The organism is Bradyrhizobium sp. ORS 278, from assembly GCF_000026145.1.
In the GTDB taxonomy this organism is placed as follows: domain Bacteria; phylum Pseudomonadota; class Alphaproteobacteria; order Rhizobiales; family Xanthobacteraceae; genus Bradyrhizobium.
Window position 1 is genome coordinate 4057300 of record NC_009445.1, and the last position, 16231, is coordinate 4073530.

Below are 16231 nucleotides of genomic sequence, written 5' to 3' on the forward strand. Positions count from 1 at the left end.
CTGGATCGGCCAATCGCGGTCACTGGCCTCAGCGGCCGCGCGAGACCCGCTCGATTTCCGCCTTGACGATCCGCTCGACCAGAGCCGGCAGATTGTCGTCAAGCCAGGATTTGAGCATCGGCCGCAGCATCTCCTTGACGAGATCCTCCAGCGTCCGGGCGTTGTTGCTCAGCACCGTATTGGCGAGCGCGTTGAACGCCGATTCGACCGCGTTGACCGTCGATGGCGCCATGATCGGCTGCCTTGGCGAGGCGGTCTCGAACGAGGTTTCGAAGCTGGCGCTCTTCTGGTTCACCCGCCCGGACTCGATGAACTCGATGTCGTCCTGCGGATCCACCTTGCGGAAGGATGCGGCCGCCGGCGCGGGAGATGGGGCTGGAGCGGGTGTCGGTGGTGCCACGGCCATGTCGTCCGTCAACTCGAGTACTTCTGGTTCGGGCTCGGGTTGCGCCGGCTGAACCGCTGCCGGCGCAGTCGTTTCATCCAAACCCGCCAGCAATGCGTCAATGTCGTCTTGGCTGTTGCTCGCCGCGGCCGCAGGCGGCGGAGGCGCTGGCGCCGGCTTCGGGGCGGCCGCAGCGATCTTCGACGGCGGAATGTCGTTCATGACGGGCTTCGGCGCCGGCGCTGCAGCAGCCGGCTTCTCGGCCTTGGCCGGCTCGGGCGCGGCAGCCTTCTCTGCGGCCGGCGGCTTACCCTCGTCATCGGCGATGATGCGCCGGATTGACGCCAGAATCTCCTCCATGGAGGGTTCTTGGACCTTTGCAGGCTGCGTCATTTCCGACTCCAAATCAGCGACAGCGCCGAACGGATCGGCCCGGCGCAACCGTCACGGGCGCCGGATCCAACTGGCTCGGACTTCTCAACGGACATTCCGACTTGTCTCCGGACAAGGCCTTAATCGATGCAGAACAACAGAACGATACTGGCCAGATCGAAGTCTATTCTTGGATGAACATCCGACGTAGTCCGAATCGTTCGGCGGCCATTTTGAGGCTATGTCATGGCAACAAATGAATGCAAGCAACGCCCGCCGCGAACCGGTGGAGCACGGTGATCGCCGCCCAAGCGTCGCGCTTTCATCACAACTACAGCATGTGCCATAAAAAAATCCCCCGGCCAAGGACCGAGGGATCTGCTTCGATAGTTTAAGGAAATCCTAACGACCATCAGGCGTCCGTACACCCGCCCAGCTGTCCCGGATCTGCTGGTAATGCACGCTGGGATCGTACGTGGTTGTCGGCAGGTTGAGCACCTGCGGCGAGAGACGTCCGACCGTCTGCAGCACTGAGTATGACGCTACCACGCGATCGTGCTGAGCAGTCACCAGCGAATTTCGCGCATTGACCAGCGCCTGCTGAGCGTTGAGGACATCGAGCGTAGTGCGCTGGCCGGCTTTGGCCTCCTCGCGGACGCCGTTCAGAGCGATCTCGGAGGCGGCAACCTGGGCCTGCGCCGATTGTACCTGGGCCTTGCCGGCGAGCAGCCGGCCCCATGCCGACACCACATCCGAGCGGGCCTGGTCTCGCGTCTGCTCCAGGGCGAGGCGTTGCTGCGCCAGCGTCTCCTTGGACTGCCGGATTAGGGAGTATTCGGCGCCACCCTGATAGATCGGCACGTTGAGCTGTGCCGTCGCGGCCGCATTGAACGCGCGATAGGAGGTCAGGGCCGTTTCATAGGACTGGGTCGCAGAGGCCTGAACCGTCACGGTCGGCAGCAGAGCGCCTTCCTTGATCTTGACGTCCAGATACTGCACGTCAATGCCGAACATCGCCGCCGTTACACTCGGGCTTTCGGTGAGCGCGGTCTCGATCGACTGCTGCAACGTCGGCGGCAAATAACGGTCCACCGGTGAACCCGGCGCCAAATTTTCTGGGTCGTTGCCGATGATGCGGCGGAAGTTCGAGCGCGTTGCCGTCAGGTTCGCTTCGGCCGTCAGCTGCTGCGTGCGGCCGGCTGCGAGCTGCGCCTCCGATTGCGCGACGTCGGTCCGGGTCACTTCGCCGACGTTGAAACGATCACGTGTCTGCTTGAGTGTCTGTTCGAGAACCCGGGTGTTGCTGCGCTGGACCTCGACGATCGCTGCGTCGCGCAGATAGTCCATATAGATCGTCGCGGCCTGCAGCAGCACCTGCTGCTCAAGAACGCGCAGCGCTTCGCGCTGTCCCGAGACGTTGGCCTCCGCCTTGCGCACGCCGTTGGCAGTCTGCTGTCCGTTATAGAGCGTCTGATTGACGGTCAGGCCGACGCTGCGTGGTCGCTGAGCGCCGTGAAGAGCAGGTGTGGCAGGCGCGGTCTGGGCGTCGGTATACGAATAGCCCGCCGACGCGGTCAGGTTCACCTTGGGCCGATATCCGGACAGCGCCTGAGGAACACCTTCGTCGACCGACCGGACCTGCGCCCGCGTTGCATTGAGTTGCGGGTTGTTCTGATAAGCGCGCACAAGCGCAGCCTCGATCGTGTCGGCAAGTGCAGGCGTCGGGCCTGCATATGCCATCACGAGAACCGCAGCCGCCGCCGCGGTAACGAGCTTCACCCCAAACATCCCTGTTCCATTCTTTCGTTACCGGCTCGAACGCCAGAGCCGGGCCGCAACCTGTTGAAGAGACTCCCGCGCACCTCGCACCTTATGCCCCATGCAAGCGCAACGGAACCACCCTCACCTGGAACTCATGCCGAAATCTCTCCACGTGCAGCATCCGGGCCACACTCCTGATTTGAAACAGAATTTCGACGACCCAAAGCCGCGAAGACGACTCAGCACCGTCCGATTGCGCAACGCGATCATCGCGTGCGCCCCAAACCGCAGGGGACCCAGGAAAGCCTTGGCTTAGAACACGAACTCGGAAACGCGCTCGAGGCCGGGAACCACCGGCGCCGCGGCATCGAACAGGACCCTGCTGCCGACGTCACCATGCGATCGCGTAAAGATCATGGCACGGGCGGGCCGGTTCTTGGCAAACACGCCGACCAGACGGCCACCCTCCTTGAGCTGGTGGCAAAGCCCGTCGACGGCGATCTCGGTGGCCCCGTTCAGGAGAATCACGTCGAAGCGGCCGTCCGCCGGATCACCCTGCACGGCCGGTGCGACGCGAATCGTGATCGGGCAGCCAGCAGCGCCGGCTAGCAATTGCTTGGCACGTCCTTCGAGAGCGGGCTCAACTTCTGTCCCAGTCACGCTGCCGGCCAGCCTGGCGGCGAGCGCCGCGAGATAGCCGGTCGCACAGCCGACGACGAGCACATCATCCGTCGGCTTGATTTCTGCCGCCTGCAACAGCTTCCCGGTCAGCATCGGCTTGATCAGAAAGCGCTTTGCAGCGCCAGCTTCGGCGACGTCGAGATCCATATCGAGATAGGCGAGCGCCTGCCGATCCGCGGGCACATAGGCTTCCCGCGGCACGGTCAACAACGCATCCAGCACGCGGTGGTCGGTGACGTCGTTGGTCCGAACCTGACCATCGACCATTTTCTGACGCGCCGTGGCGAATGAAGACATGAGCAGGCCTGCAAGCAAGGCGGTGGGAACCGCGAACGATCTGCGCAGTCTTTTGGTACAAGGCTTTCGAAAAGGCAACACGGGGCTCTATCGGAGACACTCCAGGCTCGAAGTTCGACGCCGGTCGTCTCGGATTCGACGTCGCGGTTACTCGATCACCACGGCGAGCCGGCCGATCAGCTGCACGATCTCATCGAGATGATCCGAATCGCCGCGCGTCACCGCATCGGCCAAACGGGTCAGGCACTCATCGTCGGTGAGTCGCTCGAGCGGATCAGGAATCAACGAAGGGGCGGCGACGGCTTGGGTGAACTGGATGATCGTGTTCGGCATCTGGCAACACTCCCTGACCCCGGCGTTGGCACGTTCCATCGACTATCGATGGCCGATTGCTCCCCTCCAAGTGAAATTCCTGTCATCCAGCTGTGGGCGGCGGCTGCCCAGCAAGTGTTCAAAAATCACGTAAATATTTGAAATACCTTTGTTTTGTTAAAACGTCGGCATTTGTCATCAAGACGCGATTTCGTTCTATGCAAGGCGAAAAGGCTTTGTTATACGCAGCGCCGTTCGCGAAGTTTGCTTCGCTTGTTCCTCGGTAGCTCAGCGGTAGAGCATTCGACTGTTAATCGAATGGTCGCTGGTTCGAATCCAGCCCGGGGAGCCAAAAGGCTCCATTTGCCGCTTTTCAAAGTGGTCAGCGAGCCTCAGACCTCCCCTTTCTCCCTCAAAACGCCTCATCAAACACTTGACCTAGCGTTGTCCGTCTCAGGCAGATGTGCGCAGCCGTTCAGGATCGATGGGCACCGTCCATCTCCAACCGGGGAACTTTGCAGGATCGTCCTCCACGATACTGCTCCGACTGCAGGGCATTCCAGCGATCCTTTCAACTCCTGACGCTCGGCGCGTAAGGCGACGGCCGCAGCCAGTTGTCGCTCACCCGGAGCCCGCAAGCTGCATGGGGCTGCGGTCGACGCGTTCGGGCGGCAGGCACCCGACCAATCCGCCACAGCAGAAGAAGCAAGCCATGTCCGCGGTGTTGACCGAGGCAGCGACGCCGACCGAAGCTGACGTGGCTCTGGCTGGTCGGTACCCTGGACGACGAATGCTTAGCCGGCCGCAAGGTCGGCACGTCCGAGACCAACTCCGAGCGCGAACTCACCTTGCAGAACCGAGAGCGCAGACTCGTAGACGGACCCTCGCGCGCGTCAGTTGCTCTGTTCAGCCGTCCCGTCGACTGAGCGCAGCGAGAGCGTTGCCAAAGCCCGGGAGCGCCTGGGCAGAATCGAGCGGTGCCACAGTCGAACTTTCGACCGATCGGCTTCTCTTCAGCACGCGCCCTGCCAACCTTGTTCGAGCATTGCACGATTTAGCGCAACTATTCCAAAGTGGGTGCCGTATTAGTTCAACTCCTTCGAGAATTTTGTATGACTATTGTCATCTGATTAGATCAGAGCGTCCATAAGCGGAAACTGACTGTCCACCAACTCGCATTTCCGCGCAATTGACAACGTTGTCCCGAGTCCGCAGCGATAGCAACTATCAGAAACAAACACCTTCGCTCGGATCTCGATATGCATGTCGCGCACTTCAACCGCAGCTGTATCCCTCGCAAGCATGATGTTGAACATCACGATCACCGCTAACGAGAACGGCTGCCCTCTATGCAACGCCGACTGAGATCTGAACGACGAGCAGCATCAATTCATGGTCGATATATCGCGCGGCGACAGCCGCGCTTGCATTCCGTCGAAGCCTGAAAATTCGACGTGAAGCACCGGGCGCGCACTAGGTCTCCAAGCGTGTGCGCGCCCGGGCAGCTATCAAGCGCGCGACAGAAATTGCGCAGCCCATTCGATCGTACGCACATGCACACTGCGAGAGCTTTCGTGAAGTCATTCACCGCACGTTGCAGCCGAGGCGGCTGCGACTGCAACGATCCACCAGGAGCTGAAGTCCCCTATGCGCGACGACTGTTTCACCGAGATCATGGGGGCTGAGGCATGAGCGGTCTGTACTCGCGACTGTTCGGCGAGAACCCTTTGGCGGCGATGCTGCTTCGCGCTCTGGGGTCGTCAAGCAGCGAGGTGCCGCGGTTTTGTGACTGCTTCTTAAACCTCGATGGAACCGAGATCATCATCTACACGCGCACCGGCGGCGGCAGCCGGTCGGATTTCGTCCAGGAGAATCGTCAGCTCCGTGCGTTGAGCGGCTTCAAGCGCGACGATGATGATGAGTTCGATCAGAGCTACGCGATATTCCGCTATGACGTGCCTGAACAAATCAAATCGATGGCGGTGGAATTGGCCTCTCAGGGCTACGGCGTCGCTCCGTCCGCACGGTGGAAAGATGCTGCCGAGAAATGGGCGACAGCGAAAGCGCGCTCCGATGGCTGATCTGTTCGGCAAGGGCTATCAGCCGCGTCATTACATTCTCGTCGGCAGGGTCCCGAAGGCCGTCGATGACCTGCTGACGTGGATCGATTGGTTCGAGGCAGTTGAAAGTCTTCAGGTTGCATATACCAGGGTGAACTCCAAGTGTGCCGTCAGCACGCTCTTCTTGGGGCTCGATCATAGCGTCCTGGGCGGCAAGGAGCCGATTCTGTTCGAGACGATGGTGCTTGGCGGGCCGCTGCATCACCAGCGGCGACCCTATCGCACCTGGGAGGACGCCGAGCGTGGGCACGCGGCAGCAGTGGTGCAGGCGCGTGAAGCGTGTGCGCAGAGCGATGGGCTGCTCACTGGCGCGCACAGGCGGCGCCGGAGAGCCAACGGCTGGCGCAAGCACGTTCGCAAGCAAAAGGCGCGCGGCAGATAACAAAGTCCGTCCCGGCGACGTGGTCCATGCCCTGTCGGACTCGTACAAGGGACTCGAACCGAGCGCTCATGGGGAAGGTTCATCGAGAATGTCGGATGCTAAGTCGAGGCGGATGTCAGAAGTCGGACGAGTCGCGTTTCGGGAGGAGGGAAGCAACTGGAATGCCTACTACGCGATGTCCAATACCATGGATCACGCGCTCTATCTTGGGACTATCAAGCTTGCGCTCGTTGCCAATCGACAGCGCAAGACCGAGTTCATTGAGCTTATGCAGAAGTGCGTCGCCGACGTGGTTGAGGAGCTTTACGGCGTTCGACCGACTTTCCCGCCGGAATCACTGAGAGCAGCGCCGGAGCACGAGAGAAGCAGTGACTGACACGATCGGCTTCAAGGTGACCGATCCATTCCAACACTGCCTCAGTAAGGCAACCATGTCCCAACGTGATCTGCACTGCAGCGTTCCCAGTGCGATGCATTCAGATTTTCCGAAATTGCAGTCTCGAACACGGCATCGTCACTCAAGTTGTCATCGACACTCAGGTCGTTCGATTCTGACGAAGGTTGTTCCGGGCCCCGATGAAACTCAGAGGTCTGAGATATGGTTTGAACCCCTGCCCATTCCGACCCATACCGATTTGGTTCACAATGCCACCATAAGTCCCTACAATCATTGTCAGACGGCGCGATGACCCATGAGCGGCTCATCGAGAACTCGGGTGTCGGATCGACCGACGTTCGTCGCTGTCCCGGCGCGCTGTCTTGACGGTCCGTGAGCACTCAGGCAAGCGAAGGCGACCTCTTGCCAGCGACGAGCCGCCATGCCGATTTCCGATCACCTCAGGGCCGTCCGCAGCAAAATCGGCCACGATCTGCTGGCGACGACAGCAGTCTCGATCTCGGTATTCGATGGCGCCGGCCGCATCCTGCTCGGGCGCGACGCGGAAACGGATCTTTGGACCCTGCCTGGAGGCGCCATCGATCCCAACGAGCATCCGGCCGATGCCGCTAGCCGTGAATGCTTCGAGGAGACCGGGCTGGTCGTCCGACCGCAGCGCCTGCTAGGTGTCTTCGGCGGTCCGGAGTTCCTCATCCGCTATCCCAACGGCGACTTGACCTATTACACCGTGATCGCATTCGAGGCCGTCATCGTCGGAGGAGCACTCATCCCCGACGGCGACGAGATCGCGAGCCTGCGCTTCGTCGATTGGCAGGAATGGGAGCGCCTCCCGGTGTCGCCGTCGAGCCGAATCATTTCGCGGCAGGCCTTCGCACGCGACCCGATCTCCTACTTCGCCGCAGCGGTCTGGCGGCCCGAAAGCTGAAGGCCGCGAACCAAGGCTTGCGACATTGGACCCTCTTGCCGCGATCCTGATGCTGCTCGCCGGCCTGCTGCACGCGACCTGGCACGCCATCGTCAAAACCGGAAGCGGCCTGTCCATCCTCGCGGGCATGGGACTTGTGAGCAGCATCGTCGCCCTGCCCGTCTTGCTCTTTGTCCCTGCGCCATCATCTTCGACGTGGCCGATCATCGTGACATCGCTCGTCCTGCACGCCGGCTACAAAGCGAGCCTCGCAACAGCCTATGGCTCCGCGGAGTTCGGCCGCGCCTACCCGGTCGCCCGCGGCGTCGTTCCCTTGTTCGCGACGCTGTTCGCCTTTGCGGGATTGCATCAACTGCCCGGACCAGGGCAGTTCATCGGTATCTTGGTGATCGTACTCGGAGTTCTCGGTCTCGCCCGCGATCGCCTGCATGGCTCCATCGACCGGCGCGCGCTGATGGCCGCGATCTGCGCCGCCGCCATGGTCGCCGGCTACTCGGTCGTCGACGCCTGGGGCACGCGTCAGCCGGAGGGCTGGGCCTCATTCACCGCGTGGATCGTGGTCCTCGACAGTGTCGTCTTCTTCATCGTGGCAGCCCTCTACCGCGGCCCGGGGATTGTCGCGGATCTTCGTCACGCGAAGCTGGCCGTGCTCGTCGCGGGCGCTCTCGGCCTGACGTCGTTCGCCGTGTTCCTGTGGGCGTTGAGCCGGAACGAGATCGCCAACGTGGTTGCTTTTCGTGAAAGCGGCGTTCTGTTCGCGACGCTGCTTGGGGTCGTGGTCCTGAGGGAGCCTGCGACCGCACGGCGACTGGTTTGCGCGACGCTCATCGCGATCGGCCTGACCACGATTGCCGTATTGAGGCCGGCCTGATCTGGTGATTGTGGCTCCATATTCATGTCATTGTGCACAAGTGTCGTATATGAATGCGTCGAACCGGAACCCCCGTAAAACTCCTGGTTGCAAATTTGAAACAACTCATTCAGTGTTAATTACTTTGTCATTTTCGAGTCTCAGGCGATTGTCCCTGTAGCGTGAGCGTCCTTCAGTCCCGCTGATACTGAGGTGGCCCATGCCTACCGTTCTCATTATTGATGATGATTCTGCCACGCGCGCCGCGCTGGAAACTCTGTTGAAGAAGAAGCGGTTCTGCGTGTTTCTGGCGCCTGACGGACCGACCGGCATCCGTCTGATCGGCAGCGTATCGTTCGATGCCGTCGTGATCGACATGTTCATGCCGGGCATGGATGGGATCGCCACCATCCGCGAACTGATCAAGATCGATCCGACTGTGCCGTTCATCGCGATTTCCGGATACGCATTTACCGACAAGAAGCAGGGAGCTCCCGATTTCCTTGGCATGGCGATCAAGCTCGGGGCTACGGCAGCCCTGCAGAAACCGTTTGACGTTCTCGATCTGCTCGAAGCCGTCGATAGCGCAATCGAAGTCCGGCAGCGATTGCTGAGCCAAGCGCGCCAGCCCGGCTCTGCTTCCACATCCGTCAGGAAAGCCTCATGACGAACATTCTGGTCGTTGATGATGAAGTCGGTGTGTGCTGCGTGATTCAGCATCTTCTGGTGCGCGAGGGCTACGCCGTCACAGCCGTCACCGACGGCCGCCAGGCGATGGATGTCATGGCACGAGACGATTTCGCCGCGGCGCTGATCGACCTCAACCTCGCCGACATGGACGGTAACGACGTGATCCGGGCCGCGCGCGCGGCGCGGCCGAACATGCCGATCGTGATGATGTCCGGCATGGTGCTGGAGTCCGGCCATGGACCTGCCGACGTGCTCGACCTCTCGTCCCGGATCCTTGGCCTGCACCGTCTGGCAAAGCCGTTCAAGCCGCGCGATCTGTCGCAGCTGATGCGCGACATTCTCGCAACGGATACCGAGTCTCTCGGCCGCGCAGTCATGGCGAGACAGTGAGTCGGTCGATGCTGCGGCATCGAGATTCCTGTTGTGCTGCAACGCACGAGCGTTGAACGACTGGCGCCGCATGCTTGCCGGCACGTCTCTGTGCAACGCTGGAGCAGGCTTTCCAAAGCCGTTAAAAGTTCCGCGGATGTGACCTCGTTCACATCGTATCGGCGCAGACCGAGGTACCTTCTCCGCAACGAAAGGCGGCGGTAACCAATGCGGTCATCGGCCTCCATTCGTTAGAATTTGAACGATCCGCTCAATTTGAACACAGTGGAGCTTTGGCATCGTGCGTGCAGTTTGCGCGAGGCCACGATGAACGAAGCCGAATACGAATTGTTGATGGATGTCGTCAGAACGGCTATTGCGCCGGAACTCGAGATCGATTCCATGGCCCGCTTGTTTTCAGTTTTACCGCTGCCGAAGGCAGCCAACGACAATCACGGCGCTTGGCCGCTGATTCCGTTTCCCGACGGCTGGTTCGCCGCCTGCTGACGCGATTCGTTCGCGGCACTAGGAGAGGTGCGTTCCCGAATCAACATCGCGTGGGCACCACCGGGACAGCACCGCTCGCCGCGCGTCGATGATGGGCGCGGCGTTCTCTTTCCCCTCGCGCGTGACCTCCAAGGTCGGAGCACAATCGTACCGGTTGATACACCTCCGGCGCCGACATAGCGGCGGCACGCGGCCGCCGCCACGTCGGCTTCTTCAGCTATTTCTTGACGGCGAAAACCCAGACTACACCGCCCTGGGGGACGTTGTCCTCGAGTCCAACGTTGCCCTTGGCAAGCGCATCCTGGATGCGTTGCGCGTCGACGCCCCAGCCTGACTGCACGGCGATATACTGCGTGCCGTCGACCTCGTAGGAAACGGGCATGCCCATGATGCCCGAGTTGGTCTTCTGCTCCCACAGCAGCTCGCCGGTCTTGGCATGGAAGGCCCGGAACATCCGGTCGTTGGTCCCGCCGACCAGGACGAGATCGCCGGCGGTCGCCGTCACCGAGCCGAACAGCTGCGACTTCGGGAAGTTGTGCGACCAGACTTTCTTGCCGGAGGCCGGATCCCATGCCTGCAGCTCGCCGAAATGGTCTGCACCGGGCCGCACCGTCAGCCCGATGTCCTCTGCCTTGGTGCCGAGCCAGAGCTGTCCCGGAACCAGCGGCAGCTTCTCGCCGGTGAAGCCGCCGCAGAAGTTCTCATTGGCCGGCACGTAAACGAAGCGGGTCTTCTGGCTATACGCGGCCGACGGCCAGTCCTTGCCGCCCCACAGCGAGGGACAGAAGTCGACCCGCTTGCCGAGCGTCGGCTTGTGCGCGGGATCGACGATCGGTCGACCGGTCTCGGGCTCGATCCCCTTCCAGACGTCGGTGTGAACGAAATTCCAGCCGTTGACGTAGTTGATGCGCTCCGGCGTGCGCTCCAGCACCCAGAAAATGGCATCGCGGCCGGGATGGATCAGGCTCTTGAAGCTGCGGCCGTCGCGCTGCAGGTCGACCAGCATCGGCGCATCGACCTCGTCCCAGTCCCATGAATCGTTCTGGTGGTACTGGAAGTGCGTCTTGATCTTGCCCGTCGCTGGATCCAGCGCGATCACCGAACTGGTGTAGAGATTGTCGCCGGGATGCATTCCACCCGGCCACGGGGCGGCGTTACCGACACCCCAATAAACCGTCTTGGTGTCCTTGTCATAGGTACCGGTCATCCATGCGGAGCCGCCGCCATTCTTCCAGTCGTCGCCGCTCCAGGTGTCATGCCCTGGCTCGCCCTCGGCCGGAATGGTGAAGGTGCGCCACAGCTCCTTGCCGTCCTCGGCATCGTAGGCGGCGACATAGCCGCGGACGCCGAACTCTCCGCCCGAGCCGCCGACCATCACCTTGCCGTCGACGATCAGCGGCATCAGCGTGAGATACTGGCCTTTCTTGTAGTCCTGGACCTTCTTGTCCCACAGCACCTTGCCGGTCTTGGCGTCGAGCGCGACCAGATGATCGTCGGTCGTGGCGAGATATAGCTTGTCCTGCCAAAGTCCGACGCCGCGGTTGGTCGGATGCAGCTGGAAAAGATCCTCGGGCAGCTCGCGCTTGTAGCGCCAGTACTGATCGCCGGTCTTGGCATTCAGCGCAATGACCTGCCCCATCGGCGTGGTGATAAACATGACCCCGTTGTTGACCAGCGGCGGTGACTCGTGGCCCTCGATCACGCCGGTCGCGAAGGTCCAGACCGGCACCATGCTCTTGACGTTGGTGGTGTTGATCTGGTCAAGCGGGCTGTAGCCCTGGCCATCATAGGTGCGGCGATAGAGCATCCAGTTGCCGGGCTCGGGATTCTCGAGCCGCGCAGGTGTAACCGGACTGTAGTTCTCTATCGGGCCCGCCATTGCCGCGGGCGCGGCGAGACAGGTGAATGCGACGGTGCTCGACAGAAGACATTGCTTGATCGTGCGGGACGTGATGGACATGGACAAACCTCCCCTGCTTCGTTGTTCGCTTCTTTGCTCGTCGTGACGATGTTCACGACGTTTGGGTCGTGACGACGCGAGTTCCGATAGGCATACGAGATCTCATCAGCCCTGCTGGCCACCTACCTTTCCGATGAAGGGTGCGGCGACAACCAGCGCGCCGTCCCGGATGATGAGAGGCAGCGCGGCGAGCCGGCGCGGCGCAGGGCCGAATACGACCTGCGCTCCGCGCCGTGGGTCGTATTCGGAGTTGTGGCACATGCATTTGAAGACATCGTCGTTACCCTCGCTGGCCTTGATCCAGGCCGTGACAGGGCATCCCGCATGTGAGCAGATCGCCGAATAGGCGACGATGCCGTCGGCTGCGCGCTGGCGCGTATCGTCGTCGAGCTCGGCCGGATCGAGCCTGACGATCAGCACCTCGTTCAATCGCGACGCGTCGCGCACGATCGCGTTTGCCGCATCCTTCGGCCATGCATGGATCGGCGGTTCGCCAACCTTCAAGTCGTCGCGCGTGATCGTCTGCCCTTCGCGCTCGCCTTCCGAGAACACGAGCAGATCGCCCTTTTGCGGCCGCTTCTCCTTGCGCGGGTCGTCGTCCTCCGCCATGGCGCGGGTGACAGACGCGCAAGCGGCAAGCGTGCCGAGAACAACCGAGCGGCGTGTCGGATGATCATCCATACGGGAAATTTCGCGATGTCGAGAGTTGTGCTGCTCCGCAATCAGCTTCTGCTGCATTGCATCCTTACATAGATATATTGGATCAACACAACCTGTCCAAATCAAGGCGCCCGCTGCGGGTTCATCGCGTCAACTTGCCTTCGGCCGGACAACTAATAGACGGAATCGATGGCCGCGCTCGGACGATGCGCCGCTCGCACCGACAGTTTGCTTGGCGTGGAGGCCACCTGCCCTCTCCAAGCAAATCCTGCCGAGATCTCGACAATCATCGAAAAGCTCAGCAGAACTCGAGCGCGCATCATGTGACGCCGGCATCCTGCAGCCGGCGTGACGGCCGTCTTTCGAGGAGAATGAGTGCCGCAATTGCCTCAAAGTTCCGCCAAAGACCGCGCCCATTAGGTCAATCCTGGTGACCCAGTCAGGGGCGCCTCGTCGGCAGCAGCCGGACACGAGACTCGCGCGCGGCGGCTTTGCGCGAGTCAAGGTCGCTCCTCGTATTTCGGACCGCGCCGGTCTTGCCGTCTTGTTGCCGCCGGCGCAGGCATGATGAGGTGATGCTTAGACCATGAGCAGCTTGATGAGACGGGGGTGCTGCACCAACGCGAGATGTTCGCTGGCGACCACAGGCACCTTGCAATACATGGCTTTTGCCGACTCGACCTGCAGCGAGTGCGGCGACAGTCTGCTGGTCATGACCCGAACCGGACGCCGCTTCGGCTCATCGTGGATGATCGCGGCGGCAGCAATTGCAGCCCTGTTCGTGCTGTGCCTCAGTTATTCCGTGATCGCCACTGGCGGAATGGAGACCGCCCTTGCACCCGTCACGCAAGCGTTGGATTCGGTGCCGCGCCCGGAGGCGAGCGCCGCGCAGGCCTCGCAGTCCATCGAGGCGTTGGTACCAGGCCCGCCTGTTCAGCCAGGCCAATCCTCGCCAGGCACGCTGGCGCCCGACGACCGCGTCGCGCCGAGACGGGACGTATCGGGCGACTACCTCGTCCGGATGAGCGGCTCGAATACGATCGGCGCGAAACTGGCACCGGAGTTGGCTGAAGCTTGGCTGCGCAGTCTGGGAGCGTCGGAGGTCCGGAAGGTCCAGCGGTCCGATCCGCAAGGCGGCAAGCTGCCGGAGTTCGTGATCAGCGGAGAGCTGAGCGGCAAGCTGGTGGCCCTGGAGGTCAAGGCCCACGGCACCGGAACGGGCGCCAGGGCGCTGCGCAGCCTGGATGCCGACATCTGGATGGCATCGGCGTCCGTCACTGACGAGCAGGCGGCGGCGCTCGCCGCTGTCGGCGACATGCGGAGCGCGCGGTCCGAGCACATCGTCGGTCTCGATGGCATCGCCGTGATCGTAAGTCCGTCCTCGCGCCTCGGCACGCTCACCAAGGCGCAGGTCAGCGACATCTTCACCGGACGAGTCAGCAACTGGAGTGCCCTCGGGCTGCCGCCCGGTCCAATCAACCTGTACGCCCGCGACAAGGAATCCGGAACGCGCAAGACCTTCGAGGAGCTGGTTCTCGGACCCGGCGCGCGGATGGCGCCCCTGACAGCGAAGCAGCCGAACGGCTATGAAGACAGTGAGCGGCTGTCCGACGACGTGGCGTCGGACCCGAATGGCATCGGCTTCGTCGGTATGGCCTATGTTGGCGCGGCCAAGGCGCTCGCGATCAGCGACGGCAGCGCGATTGCGCTCGCGCCTACGGAGTTCACGGTCCGCACCGAGAACTATCCATTGTCGCGGCGGCTATTCCTCTACACCGCGGATCAGCCGCGTCCAGAGGTCGGTCGCTTCATCAAATTCGCGCTGAGTAAGGAGGGCCAGGAAGTGGCCCAGCGGACCGTGGTTGGCCTGTCACCGACGCCGCGTCCCGCGGCGGAGGTCGATACCCGCCCATGCACCCTCAGCGCCAAATGGACTGGGAACCCGCAGGAGTTCTGCCGATTGCGCACCCAAGCGCGTGCGCTTGATGTCAGCTTTCGTTTCCAGACCAACTCGGTCGAACTCGACAACCTCGCCGCGCCCAACCTCTTCCGGGTGATGCAGGCGCTGCGGGAGACGCCGCAGGCCCGTCTTCTGCTGGCGGGATTCGCCGACCGCCGCGGCAATTATCAAGCGAATTGCCGTCTCTCGCTGCAGCGGGCCGAATCGGTCAAGCAGAGCTTGGCAAGTCTTGGGGTCAGCAACGTCGATACCCGCGGCTATTGCGACGAGGTTCCGGTCCGCGACAACGGCGGCGACGAGTTCGAAAAGAACCGGCGGGTCGAGATCTACCTGCTCAGCGGCCCGACCATCGCGCTTGGCCCGAGGCCGCAGCCGGCGAAGCCCCGCGCCGCACGGCCGATGGCCAATCGCGCAGGCGCCGTTCAACCGGCAGCGCAATAAAGACAGCTAAACTCTTGCTTTGATTGAAGTGGAGGCCACGACCAGAATTGAACTGGTGTAAACGGTTTTGCAGACCGCTGCGTAACCACTCCGCCACGTGGCCCCAACGCGCGGAGCATTATAGGCAATTCGCCGCCGAGGCAACCACTCTCGTCGGCGCTGCACACAAGCCGGCTAGATCGGAAGATCGTCGATCCCGCCGGGGTATAGGGCCTGTCCGCGCGGCCACGCCAAAATCGCGCCGCGCTCCGTGGCAGCGCCATTCGCCGATGGTTCGGCGGCGCCCCGGCTGGTCCGCCGGGGGGCGTAATCCCGCAACTGCACCACGTTCGATTTCTCAAGATCCGGCATAGCTCGCTTCCTTCATGCTATGCTGCAATGCAAGAAGCGTACCCTGGGTTCCTAAACCCGGCGTTTACGGCCGCGCCAGTTGGGCTTGCGCGGCTTCGGTCGCGGCGTAAGCTCGGGATGCGACTTTTCCACCTCGCGATACCGCTCCAGCATGCGCTCGAAGCTGGAATCGAGCGCGGCCGCGATCTCCGGCCGCCGTTCCAGGGCCGCCATCAGCATGCCGGCCGCCTCGATGGTCGACAGTCCGTCGCGGCGGGGCTCGCGGCGTAACTGCCCGTAGTGCGAGGGCCGGCGCGGGCCGAGGATGACGCGCTGGCATTTCAGCATCCAGGGATTGCGCCACCACAGCGCCTTGGCCTGGCTCCAGGTGCCGTCGAGCAGGATCACGCCTTCGATCAATTTGAGGATGGCGCGCTGGTTGTCGGCGACCTCGCCCTTGCGGGTCAGCGCCACGACCTCGCTCTCGGGGTCGAGATCAGCCGCCTTGGCGGAGCCGAGATAGAGGATGGCCCAGCGCGCGGGATCGTCGACCGGCCGGCCCAGCGCCTTGGCGAGGCTCGGCCAGGACAGCCCGACCTTCACGATGGCGTTGTTGAAATGCTGCGCGGCCAGCCGCGCCGTGCCGAGCGCACGGTCCTGCTCCTGCGGATGCTGCAGGATCAGGAGACCGAGCCTGCTCTCCATCGGCGTGACGCTGTCGCAGATGCACAGCGGCAACGGCTTCTGGCAGCGCGGGCAATCTGGCGGCGGCTCGGCGGCGAGCGGCGGGTGGTCTTGGCATGGATCGGACATGGCGCGCCTATACGCGCCC

Annotated in this window: 16 protein-coding genes and 2 tRNA genes; 10 read left to right on the top strand and 8 right to left on the bottom strand. The window is 62.4% G+C overall.

The features are described 5' to 3' along the window. Positions 1-28: 28 nt before the first annotated feature. The 4 genes from BRADO_RS18135 to BRADO_RS18150 form a co-directional block, all read right to left on the bottom strand. Entirely contained in the window at positions 29-778 is a 750-nt protein-coding gene (locus tag BRADO_RS18135) for a PopZ family protein (protein ID WP_011926780.1), read from the bottom strand. Between the two features lie 381 nt (positions 779-1159). Then, complete coding sequence (locus BRADO_RS18140) at positions 1160-2545, bottom strand: TolC family outer membrane protein (protein ID WP_011926781.1); 1386 nt, start codon at positions 2543-2545, stop codon at positions 1160-1162. 285 nt (positions 2546-2830) lie between these two features. After that, positions 2831-3496, bottom strand: a complete 666-nt coding sequence (locus BRADO_RS18145; protein ID WP_011926782.1) for a protein-L-isoaspartate O-methyltransferase — start codon at positions 3494-3496, stop codon at positions 2831-2833. 147 nt (positions 3497-3643) lie between these two features. Beyond that, positions 3644-3829, bottom strand: a complete 186-nt coding sequence (locus BRADO_RS18150; protein WP_011926783.1) for a hypothetical protein — start codon at positions 3827-3829, stop codon at positions 3644-3646. 256 nt (positions 3830-4085) lie between these two features. On the opposite strand from BRADO_RS18150, the gene BRADO_RS18155 reads away from it, so the two are divergent. The 9 genes from BRADO_RS18155 (at position 4086) to BRADO_RS18200 (ending at position 10048) form a co-directional block, all read left to right on the top strand. Further along, positions 4086-4160, top strand: a tRNA-Asn gene (locus BRADO_RS18155). A gap of 1336 nt (positions 4161-5496) precedes the next feature. Continuing rightward, positions 5497-5889, top strand: coding sequence for a hypothetical protein (locus BRADO_RS18165; RefSeq protein WP_041756685.1), 393 nt, complete (start codon positions 5497-5499; stop codon positions 5887-5889). Beyond that, positions 5882-6310 (top strand): hypothetical protein, encoded by a 429-nt coding sequence (locus tag BRADO_RS34760; RefSeq protein WP_011926786.1) that lies wholly within the window; start codon positions 5882-5884, stop codon positions 6308-6310. Before BRADO_RS18165 ends, BRADO_RS34760 begins: the two co-directional genes overlap by 8 nt. A gap of 112 nt (positions 6311-6422) precedes the next feature. Continuing rightward, complete coding sequence (locus tag BRADO_RS18175) at positions 6423-6686, top strand: hypothetical protein (RefSeq protein WP_011926787.1); 264 nt, start codon at positions 6423-6425, stop codon at positions 6684-6686. A 442-nt stretch (positions 6687-7128) separates the two neighbouring features. Beyond that, a complete protein-coding gene (locus BRADO_RS18180) occupies positions 7129-7632 on the top strand; it encodes an NUDIX domain-containing protein (protein ID WP_011926788.1) in 504 nt (167 codons plus the stop codon). A gap of 25 nt (positions 7633-7657) precedes the next feature. Further along, positions 7658-8503, top strand: coding sequence for an EamA family transporter (locus BRADO_RS18185; RefSeq protein WP_011926789.1), 846 nt, complete (start codon positions 7658-7660; stop codon positions 8501-8503). A gap of 199 nt (positions 8504-8702) precedes the next feature. Continuing rightward, positions 8703-9149, top strand: a complete 447-nt coding sequence (locus BRADO_RS18190) for a response regulator (protein ID WP_011926790.1) — start codon at positions 8703-8705, stop codon at positions 9147-9149. Then, entirely contained in the window at positions 9146-9562 is a 417-nt protein-coding gene (locus BRADO_RS18195; protein ID WP_011926791.1) for a response regulator, read from the top strand. Before BRADO_RS18190 ends, BRADO_RS18195 begins: the two co-directional genes overlap by 4 nt. Positions 9563-9868: 306 nt before the next feature. After that, positions 9869-10048, top strand: coding sequence for a hypothetical protein (locus BRADO_RS18200; protein ID WP_011926792.1), 180 nt, complete (start codon positions 9869-9871; stop codon positions 10046-10048). Positions 10049-10265: 217 nt separating this feature from the next. Here BRADO_RS18200 and BRADO_RS18205 read toward each other — a convergent pair whose 3' ends face one another. Both BRADO_RS18205 and BRADO_RS18210 read right to left on the bottom strand, forming a co-directional pair. Next, the gene (locus tag BRADO_RS18205) at positions 10266-12008 is read right to left on the bottom strand and encodes a methanol/ethanol family PQQ-dependent dehydrogenase (RefSeq protein ID WP_011926793.1); all 1743 of its coding nucleotides are present in this window, start codon (positions 12006-12008) and stop codon (positions 10266-10268) included. A gap of 105 nt (positions 12009-12113) precedes the next feature. Further along, positions 12114-12689 carry a ubiquinol-cytochrome c reductase iron-sulfur subunit gene (locus BRADO_RS18210; protein ID WP_041756687.1) on the bottom strand — a complete coding sequence of 192 codons (576 nt, stop codon included), beginning with the start codon at positions 12687-12689 and terminating at the stop codon, positions 12114-12116. 565 nt (positions 12690-13254) lie between these two features. Between BRADO_RS18210 and BRADO_RS18215 the strand changes: the two genes are divergently transcribed. Further along, entirely contained in the window at positions 13255-15069 is a 1815-nt protein-coding gene (locus BRADO_RS18215) for a substrate-binding domain-containing protein (RefSeq protein ID WP_083794912.1), read from the top strand. A 29-nt stretch (positions 15070-15098) separates the two neighbouring features. Here the strand turns inward: BRADO_RS18215 and BRADO_RS18220 are convergent. Continuing rightward, positions 15099-15172: transfer RNA gene (locus BRADO_RS18220), tRNA-Cys, on the bottom strand. Between the two features lie 299 nt (positions 15173-15471). Beyond that, positions 15472-16212, bottom strand: a complete 741-nt coding sequence (locus BRADO_RS18225) for a tRNA-uridine aminocarboxypropyltransferase (RefSeq protein ID WP_011926797.1) — start codon at positions 16210-16212, stop codon at positions 15472-15474. Positions 16213-16231 lie beyond the last annotated feature (19 nt).